Origin of the sequence: Corallococcus llansteffanensis, assembly GCF_003612055.1 — a bacterium.
Taxonomy (GTDB): Bacteria; Myxococcota; Myxococcia; order Myxococcales; family Myxococcaceae; genus Corallococcus; species Corallococcus llansteffanensis.
In genome coordinates, this window is record NZ_RAWB01000417.1 from 1 (window position 1) to 8815 (window position 8815).

The following is an 8815-nucleotide window of genomic DNA, read 5'->3' on the forward strand; positions in this document are numbered from 1 at the left end:
CTCCGGACTCCCACGTCCTCCGCGCGGAAGGCGGAAGCCCTCGCGCCAGGGCCCTCCACCCACCGGGGCACGAAGCCGTCGCGTGGCACGAAGACCGCCGCGCCACACGCGTCACACAGCGCTCCGAATCCCCACAACGTGAGGCGCCCCCCATCCGCCAGCCGCCCCTGGTACGCGCTCTGCCCTTCGACCCCTGGAGGACGCGGCTCGCGCACCAGCCCATGGAGCAGGAGCACGTTGCCGTCCGGGCAACGCACGTCCTGGCCCAGGCACCACATGGCCACGTCGAACAACCGGTCGCCGTCGCGGCGAACGTCGCAGGGAAGAACGGATGCAGCACCGACAGGAGGGCTCTTGGACATGGGGCGCCTCACGGGGCTATTCGTGCGAGTGGTCGTGCTCGCCGCCCTCTTCGATGACGAGCGACACCGAGGAGAGGGTCGAGGGACCGAAGGTGAGCGTGTGCGTGCCCACGGTGAGGGGCACGACGTGGCGACCCTTGATGTCCGTGCAGAGCTCGGAGCTGGTGGCGCTCTCCTCGAACTCCACCGTCGCGCCGCTGCCGTTGGTGACCTTCACCGGCACCGGGGCGTTGGTGAAGAGGACGTAGTCGGTGGCCTCGGAGACGGCGAAGGACACCGCGCCGCCCTTGCCTCCCGCCACGTCCACGAGCGCGATGTCGTAGCGCGTGTGGTTGTTGCTCACGGCGGGGCCCGTGCCGGTGGCGGCCGCGGTGACGTTGACGGCCGGCCCCTCCTGCAGGTGCTCGCAACCTTCTTCATCGCCGGAGGCCTCTTCTTCGGCGTCATCGCCACAACCCACGACGAGGAGCGCGGTGGACAGCAACAGGGCGGACAGCAGCTTGTTCTTCATGTGTGGAACTCCACGGGATGGACTGCGGGGACTGCGGTGACTCCAGGCCCCATCGCCCACGGCGCACCGCCCCCGAAGGGACGGCCGCGCGCGGAGGCGACCAGGGACTGGAAGGGGGAGGCGCGGGACGAAGCACGCGTCAGGTCGCGGCCGGAAGACCCTCGCTCCGGCCTGTCACGACAGGTGACGGGAGCGCGGACGCGACAGGACACCCGGGGCCACGGCGCTTCCCGACCCGCGGACACACGCCGGGCGGAAAGGACGGGCTTCGTCGGCGGAAATCAGGCGCGCGGAGGCGACAACTTGGGCGCGAGCCTCAGCAACGCGACGGGGGCCGCATGGAAGCGGAACACCGCCAGCGCCGGGCTGGAGCGCGTGGAGACCGCATCCATCATCGGAGCGGACTCGGCCGGAGGCAGGGCCTCACGGCGGAAGAAGGCATGGTGACAGTGGGCCTCCGCGCTGTGCGGAACAGCCTGGGCCCGAGGGACCCGCGCCACGCGCGCGTCGTCGAAGGAGGCTTCCTCGTCCGACGGGCTGCCGTGGACCTGCGCCTCGCCCACGTGCATCACGTCCCCATGCTCCAGGCACGTGGTGTGCTGCACGAGCGCGAAGTGGAGGACGCTGCCTACGTACACCAGCACGCACACGAGCACCCACGGCAGCGCCAGCAGGCGCGTCGGAGAGCGACCCGTGTCGGGATGGCGTCGGAGGCGGCTCACGTCACTTGGTCTCGTAAAGGCAACTGAGTTGTTTTAAGCGACCTCCCCACCGGGCGCAAGTCGGGAAGCCGACCAGGGGAACAGCCCGATGCAGCGCGGGTTGTGGACCCGTAAGCCCCTGGGGTCGTAGGTTCCGCGCGTGCAAGAGTTCATGGACGTCCTGCGCAGGCAGGCACACTACTTCGGGCCGGAGCTGGCGAAGACGGCCTATCAGCGCGGGCTCGCGGTGACGAAGCCGGATGGCAGCACCCAGCCCATCCCCATCACCGCCACGCCCGTCATCCTCGACGCCGCGGAGATCAAACGCCGCGCGCTGCTGTCCGCGAAGCTGGCGTCCGCCACGCTGAAGATGGCGCGCGCGGTGCTGGCCGGCGCGGATCCGGGCCGGCTGCTGGGCGCGCTGTCCCCGCTGGAGCGCACGCTGGCCGAGCGCACCTGGCAGGAGAGCCGCAAGCTGGTGACGACGCGCGTGGACTACTTCGTGTCCGGGGACCGGCCCTGGGCGCTGGAGGTCAACGCCACCATCCCGGCCATGCAGGGCTACTCCGACATCGCGGCGCGCACCTTCATCGAGGTCGTGGCGCGGCACCTGCGCTACCCGGAGAAGGGGCTCGCGTCGCTGCTGACGCTCAATGGCAGCAACGCGCTGGCGCTGTACCGCGCGCTGCTGGACGGCTACGCGGCCGAGCGCGACGGGAAGATGCCGGACACGGTGGCGCTGCTGTGCCGCAAGAACGATGCGCAGGTGACGGAGCTGCGCTGGCTGTGCGAGCGCTTCCGCGAGTTCGGCGCGGACGCGGACATCGTGCACCCGGAGGACGTGTCCGGCGAGGACACCTTCACGGTGAAGGGCAAGGCGTACGACCTCGTCTACCGCCACCTGTTCGTGCGCCGGCTGGAGCAGTCCCCCGCCCCATGGGTGGAGGACTTCCTGGGCACGGTGCCCGGGAAGAAGGCGGTGTTCCTCAACCCGCCCGCATCCCAGGTGGAGGTGAAGACGACGTTCGCGCTCCTGTCGCAGGCGCTGACGGAGCCCGCGCTCGCGGAAGAGGCGGGCCTCACGCCGGAGGAGCTGGAGGCGGTGCGCGCCGCGGTGCCCTGGACGCGCCCCTTCCGCCACGGCCCCGGCACGGGCCCCGCCGGCGAGAAGGTGGACGACATCGTGGCGCGCGTGTCCCAGGAGCCTGCCCGCTTCGTGCTCAAGCGCGCCTGGGACTACGGCGGCAAGGCGGTGTTCCTGGGCCGCTCGGTGGGCACGGTGCCCTACGAGGAGCGCGTCAAGGGCGCCTACGGGGAGTCCATGTCCTGGGCGGAGCTCTGCACCCGGGCGGCCACGGACCCCCAGGGCGGCGGGTTCGTGGTGCAGGAGGTGGTGGACACGCAGCCGGAGGACCACCTGCTGTGCGGTCAGAACCAGGTCCTGCCCACGTCGTTCTTCGTCGACTATTCAGCGTATGCCTCCGTGGGCATCGCGAAGCAGCCGTCCTGGGGCGGGGTGTGCCGGGGGTCGATGTCGGAGATCGTCAACATCGTCGGCGGGGGCGGCGTGCTGCCGCTCATCACGACGGAAGTCGCGGCGAAGCTTTTGTTGGCCTGGAAGGCCATTTAAGGCGTCTCCCCAGGGAACCCGTTACACATACGAAGAGCGGCCGGGCAGTCATCCGGCTCGAAAGGATACGAAAGCACATGGCATGGGAATCTTCTGGCGGGTGGCAGAGCGGGCGGGCGAGCGAAGTGGACTCGGTGCTGGTGCAGGAGTCGCAGCGCGCGTTCATGACGCGCGTTCACGGCTGGATGTTCGCGGGACTCGCCCTCACCGGCGTGATGGCGATGCTGACGCTGTCCAGCGAGGCGATGCTCATGGCGGTGGCGCAGTACCGCATGGGCCTCTTGCTGGTGCAGTTCGGCGTGGTGCTGGCGCTGTCGTTCCTGGCGCCCCGCCTCTCCGGCCCGGCGGCCGCGGCGATGTTCCTGGGCTACTCGGCGCTGACGGGCGTGACGCTGTCCGTGCTGTTCCTCATCTACACGGCGGGCTCCATCGCCCAGGTGTTCTTCATCACGTCGGCGGTCTACGGCACGATGGCCGTCTACGGCACCGTCACGAAGAAGGACCTGAGCGGCTGGCGGACCTTCCTCTACATGGGCCTCGTCGGCATCGTCATCGCGGGCATCGTGAACCTGTTCATGCGCAATGACGCGGTGTCGTTCGTCAGCGCCTGCGCGGGCGTGCTCATCTTCGCGGGCCTCACCGCGTACGACACCCAGAAGCTGCGCGAGTACCACGCGGCCACGGGCTTCAAGAGCACCGCGACGGTGAGCATCGTGGGCGCGCTCACCCTCTACCTGGACTTCATCAACCTGTTCCTGTCGTTGATGCGGCTCTTGGGCAAGCGCCGGTAGTCCCACCGGCTTCACCGCACCGGTTGTAAAACCGGTGCGCGGTACCCCGAGGCGGGGCGCGAGGCGGACCTACCGCCTTCAGCGCTCCGCCTTCTTGTTGAAGGGCATCAGGAGCCGCTCCACGGGGCGCCCCTGCACCAGGTGCTCCTCGACGATGGTGGGCACGTCCTCCACCTTCACGCCGCCGTACCAGGTGCCCTCCGGGTAGACGACCACGGAGACGCCGAACGCGCATGTGTCCACGCACCCCGCCGCGTTGGCGCGCATGGTGCGTTTGAGCCCGCGCTTGTCCAGCTCCTCCTTGAAGGCGGCCCGGACCTCCTCCCCTCCCTTGGTGGCACAACAGCCCTTCGGATTCCCGTCCGGGCGGCGGTTGGTGCAGACGAAGACATGGCGTTCGAAGGGAGGCGGCATGTCCGCCTCCTAACGCGACCGTGCCCCGAAATCGACGCCGCCGTTCAGCAACCGACCGTCCTGGGCCACCCCGCCCCGTCCGTTGCTCGCCCGGACAGGAAGGCCTCCCTCCGCAGGGCGCACGGACTGGCAGCAAACATCCATCAGTGATCACAGGCCCTTGGCGCCCCCTCTCCACGCCCTGGCTGTCATTCATAGGGCCATGACAATACATTGCCAGCAAAGCCATGGTTGCCACTGCCGTGACGGGTCCTTAAATCAGCCATGGGTCGTACTCATCCCCCCTGCGCATGCGATCAGCGCCCCGGGTGTTGACCTCTGGAAAGACCCCCAAATGAAGTGTGTAAGTCAACTTCTGACACCAGCCATAGGGGTACAGGCGATGTTGACGGACCCCGCGAGCGATCATATGGATCCGCCCGCCCGGCGGGAGGGCAGTCAGCCCCGGGCCCGGATTCCAGCGGTGGGTCTGCTGGCTTCCGCCCCTCCCGAACCATCCTGACGCCGCTCCCCTCCTGTCTTCGCGTGATCACCTGAACCCCTGGGATCTCGCGGCGTTGGCGATTTCGCAAATTTCGCATCCGTACTCTCAGTGAATCTGGAAGGTGGGCGTCATGGAGAAGGAACTGAGTGGCAAGCCGGTGGTGGGGGGGAAGGAGCGTCGCGGAGGGAAGGCGAAGGGGAAGGTGGCGACGGCGACGACCGGACTGACCGTGGAGCGCTTCTTCACGACGCCCGGGGTGGACCCCGCGGACGAGCTGGCGTGGGAGTACCGCAGCGCGAGCATCAAGGGCGAGGACGGCAAGGTCGTCTTCGATCAGAAGGACATCGAGGTCCCCAAGTCCTGGTCGATGCTGGCGACGAACGTCGTCGCGTCGAAGTACTTCCGGGGCACGCCGGGGACACCCGAGCGTGAGACGAGCGTGCGCAAGCTGGTGGCGCGCGTGGTGGACACGCTCACCCGCTGGGGCACGGAGGGGAACTACTTCGCGTCGGCGGTGGACCGCGAGGCGTTCCACGCGGAGCTGACACACCTGCTCTTGCGCCAGAAGGCGGCCTTCAACTCGCCCGTCTGGTTCAACGTGGGCGTGGAGGAGCACCCGCAGTGTTCGGCGTGCTTCATCAACAGCGTGGACGACAACATGGAGTCCATCCTGGGCCTGGCGCGCACCGAAGGCATGCTCTTCAAGTACGGCAGCGGCACGGGCACCAACCTGTCCACCGTGCGCGGCAGCAAGGAGCTGCTGGCGGGCGGCGGCACCGCGTCCGGCCCGGTGTCGTTCATGCGCGGCTTCGACGCGTTCGCGGGCGTCATCAAGAGCGGCGGCAAGACGCGCCGCGCGGCGAAGATGGTCATCCTCAACGCCGAGCACCCGGACATCCTGGAGTTCATCCGCTGCAAGTCGAACGAGGAGAAGAAGGCCTGGGCGCTCATCGAGGCCGGCTACGACCCTTCGTTCAACGGCGAGGCCTACGGGTCCGTCTACTTCCAGAACTCGAACAACTCCGTCCGCGTCACCGACGACTTCATGAAGGCCGTGGTGAACGACGGCCCGTGGCAGACGCGCGCGGTGCGCGACGGCCAGGTGATGGAGACGTACAAGGCGCGGGAGCTGTTCCGGGAGATCGCGGAGGCGGCGCACCTGTGCGGCGACCCCGGCCTCCAGTACGACACCACGGTGAACGCGTGGCACACGTGCTCCGGCACGGCGCGCATCAACGCGTCCAACCCCTGCTCCGAGTACATGTTCCTGGATGACTCGGCCTGCAACCTGGCGTCGCTGAACCTGATGCACTTCCGCACGCTGGAGGGCGGCTTCGACGTGGCCGCGTTCAAGCACGCGGTGTCGGTGGTGCTGCTGGCGCAGGAGATCATCGTCGGCTTCAGCCGCTACCCCACCGAGCGCATCACGAAGAACAGCCACGACTACCGGCCGCTGGGCCTGGGGTACGCGAACCTGGGCGCGCTGCTGATGGCCACGGGCCTGCCGTACGACTCGCCCGCGGGCCGCAACTACGCGGCGGCCATCACGTCGCTGATGTGCGGCGAGGCGTACGCCACGAGCGCGCGCATCGCGCAGAAGCAGGGCGCGTTCGCCAGCTACGGGAACAACGCGGAGCCGATGCTGGGCGTCATCCGCAAGCACCGCAAGGCGGCGTACCAACTGCAGACGGAGGGCGTGAGCGCGGAGCTGCTCCAGGCGCAGAAGGAGGCGTGGGACGACGCGCTGGCGCGCGGCACGGAGCACGGCTACCGCAACAGCCAGGTGACGGTGCTGGCGCCCACGGGCACCATCGGCTTCATGATGGACTGCGACACCACCGGCATCGAGCCGGACATCGCGCTCATCAAGTACAAGAAGCTGGTGGGCGGCGGCATGCTGAAGATCGTCAACCAGACGGTGCCGCTGGCGCTGGAGAAGCTGGGCTACCCGCAGACGCAGGCGCAGGACATCATCGCGTACCTGGACAAGCACGACACCATCGAGGGCGCGCCGCACCTGAAGCCGGAGCACCTGCCGGTGTTCGACTGCGCGTTCAAGCCGTCCAAGGGCCAGCGCAGCATCCACTGGATGGGCCACATCGAGATGATGGCGGCGGCGCAGCCGTTCCTCTCTGGCGCCATCAGCAAGACCGTGAACATGCCCACGGACTCCACGGTAGAGGACATCGAGAAGGCGTACCTGGAGGCGTGGAAGAGCGGCCTGAAGGCCGTCGCCGTGTACCGCGACGGGTGCAAGCGCACGCAGCCGCTCAACACGTCCCAGGACAAGCCCAAGGAGACGCGCCACGTGGCGGCCGAGCCCGTGGCCCCGCTGGTGACGCCCGAGCCGAAGGCGCACCGGCGCCGGCTGCCGGACGAGCGGCAGTCCATCACGCACAAGTTCTCCATCGGCGGCCACGAGGGCTACCTGACGGTGGGCATGTACGAGGACGGCTCGCCGGGTGAGCTGTTCGTGGTGATGGCGAAGGAGGGCTCGGTGGTGAGCGGGCTGATGGACAGCTTCGCCACCAGCGTGTCGCTGGCGCTCCAGTACGGCGTGCCCATGCAGGTGCTGGCGGACAAGTTCTGCCACACCCGCTACGAGCCGAGCGGCTTCACCGGCAACCCGGCCATCCCCATCGCCAAGTCCATCACCGACTACATCTTCCGGTGGCTGTCGCTGAAGTTCCTGCCCACCGCGCCGTGCGGTGACGAGGCGGAGGTGACGCCGGTGGAGGAGGCCCGTCCGGAGCCCGTGAAGCAGGCGGCGGTGGCGGCCCCGCCGGCGACGCTGCAGCTGTCCGCGATGGGCTCGCGCAGCACGTACCTGAACCAAGCGGACGCCCCGCCCTGCCACACCTGCGGCGCCATCACCGTGCGCAGCGGCGCCTGCTACAAGTGCGCGAACTGCGGCACGACGAGCGGCTGCAGCTAGGTGGCCTGACGGCGGCGCCCCCGAGGGCTCCGGTGCCGATGCGATGGCGCCGGGGCCCTTCGTGTCTTCAGTGCGGCGGTGAGGCCTACGGGAAGCGGTGGAGGCGGGTGCAGATCTCCACGGCGCGATCCGCGATGCGGGCCAGTTCCTCCAGCGTGTCGAGGTCCACGGGGGAGGGGCCGTGCTCGGCCACGAAGAACGCCACGGGCTGACCGCGAGCGTGCAGCGGGAAGACGAGCAGGTGCGATTCGGACTCGCACAGCGCGGAGAAGATGGCCTCGTCCTGAGGACCCTGCGGCGCGCTGAAGACGCTGGGGCTGGGGCCCTTCAGCGCGGACGCGAAGAGGGACGGCGCGTCCAGGTCCACCTTGAGCGCGGAGACCTCCGGGCGCTCGCTGCCCGGGCCCCAGGCGCGACCCACTCGCGCGAGCCCGAAGCTGTCGCCCAGGAGGAAGGCTCGGCGGAAGCGGCCCGCGCTGTAGGCCAGCAGCACCTTGCCGACCGTGCCCTGCGAGTCCGCGGTGTCCAGCGCGGAGAGGACCTGATCCGCCGTGACGGCGGGACCGTTCGGTGGCGTGTCGGTGGACGCGCTGGCGGCGGCGAGCAGGGCCTGGGCGGTGTCGAGCTGCAGGGTGGCCTGCGGCTGCCACGGCTGCTGCATGAACTCCCACGCGGAGGCCAGGGCCACGCCCCCTTCGTTCGCGGCCGGGATGGACGTGGCGGGGCCATCCAGGTCGACCACGCGATCCGCCCAGGTGGTCTCGGCGGTGTGGCCCACCGTGCCCTCCCCTTCCCCGCCGCCCTGCCAACCCACGAACTCCCAGGTGGACGCGAGCTGCATGGGCTCTTCGGAGGACGCGGGGAGGTCGTCGAGCGAGATGGGCGTCCGCTCTCGTGCAGGAGCCGGTGCGGACGCGACCACGAGGCGCGGCTTCGGCGGGGTCGTGTCCTCGGGGATGGAGGCGGGCGCCTGGGCCCCCGTGACGC

At 69.3% G+C, this 8815-nt stretch carries 7 protein-coding genes and 1 pseudogene; 3 read left to right on the plus strand and 5 right to left on the minus strand.

From position 1 onward, the window contains the following. The 3 genes and pseudogenes from D7V93_RS30270 to D7V93_RS30280 all read right to left on the minus strand — a co-directional run. Window positions 1-362: pseudogene (locus tag D7V93_RS30270) on the minus strand (hypothetical protein); the annotation flags it as partial. A 16-nt stretch (window positions 363-378) separates the two neighbouring features. Next, a complete protein-coding gene (locus D7V93_RS30275) occupies window positions 379-873 on the minus strand; it encodes a hypothetical protein (RefSeq protein ID WP_120646693.1) in 495 nt (164 codons plus the stop codon). Window positions 874-1154: 281 nt separating this feature from the next. Then, the gene (locus tag D7V93_RS30280) at window positions 1155-1595 is read right to left on the minus strand and encodes a hypothetical protein (protein WP_120646694.1); all 441 of its coding nucleotides are present in this window, start codon (window positions 1593-1595) and stop codon (window positions 1155-1157) included. A gap of 139 nt (window positions 1596-1734) precedes the next feature. Here D7V93_RS30280 and D7V93_RS30285 point away from each other — a divergent pair, with 139 nt between their 5' ends. Then, window positions 1735-3204, plus strand: a complete 1470-nt coding sequence (locus tag D7V93_RS30285) for a hypothetical protein (protein ID WP_120646695.1) — start codon at window positions 1735-1737, stop codon at window positions 3202-3204. Between the two features lie 77 nt (window positions 3205-3281). Further along, window positions 3282-3995 carry a Bax inhibitor-1/YccA family protein gene (locus D7V93_RS30290; RefSeq protein WP_120646696.1) on the plus strand — a complete coding sequence of 238 codons (714 nt, stop codon included), beginning with the start codon at window positions 3282-3284 and terminating at the stop codon, window positions 3993-3995. Window positions 3996-4073: 78 nt separating this feature from the next. On the opposite strand, the gene D7V93_RS30295 is transcribed toward D7V93_RS30290, so the two are convergent. Further along, complete coding sequence (locus tag D7V93_RS30295) at window positions 4074-4409, minus strand: (2Fe-2S) ferredoxin domain-containing protein (protein ID WP_120615794.1); 336 nt, start codon at window positions 4407-4409, stop codon at window positions 4074-4076. A gap of 614 nt (window positions 4410-5023) precedes the next feature. Here D7V93_RS30295 and D7V93_RS30300 point away from each other — a divergent pair. Continuing rightward, window positions 5024-7828 carry a vitamin B12-dependent ribonucleotide reductase gene (locus D7V93_RS30300; protein ID WP_120646697.1) on the plus strand — a complete coding sequence of 935 codons (2805 nt, stop codon included), beginning with the start codon at window positions 5024-5026 and terminating at the stop codon, window positions 7826-7828. 85 nt (window positions 7829-7913) lie between these two features. Here the strand turns inward: D7V93_RS30300 and D7V93_RS45285 are convergent. Beyond that, window positions 7914-8815, minus strand: a 902-nt coding sequence (locus D7V93_RS45285; protein ID WP_120646698.1) for a general secretion pathway protein GspE, incomplete at its 5' end; no start/stop codon positions are given.

Bases quoted from the DNA above. Each gene is read 5' to 3' on its own strand.
- D7V93_RS30300 (WP_120646697.1), top strand. From the start codon at position 5,024: ATGGAGAAGGAACTGAGTGGCAAGCCGGTGGTGGGGGGGAAGGAGCGT.
- D7V93_RS30290 (WP_120646696.1), top strand. From the start codon at position 3,282: ATGGCATGGGAATCTTCTGGCGGGTGGCAGAGCGGGCGGGCGAGCGAA.
- D7V93_RS30275 (WP_120646693.1), bottom strand. From the start codon at position 873: ATGAAGAACAAGCTGCTGTCCGCCCTGTTGCTGTCCACCGCGCTCCTC.
- D7V93_RS30295 (WP_120615794.1), bottom strand. From the start codon at position 4,409: ATGCCGCCTCCCTTCGAACGCCATGTCTTCGTCTGCACCAACCGCCGC.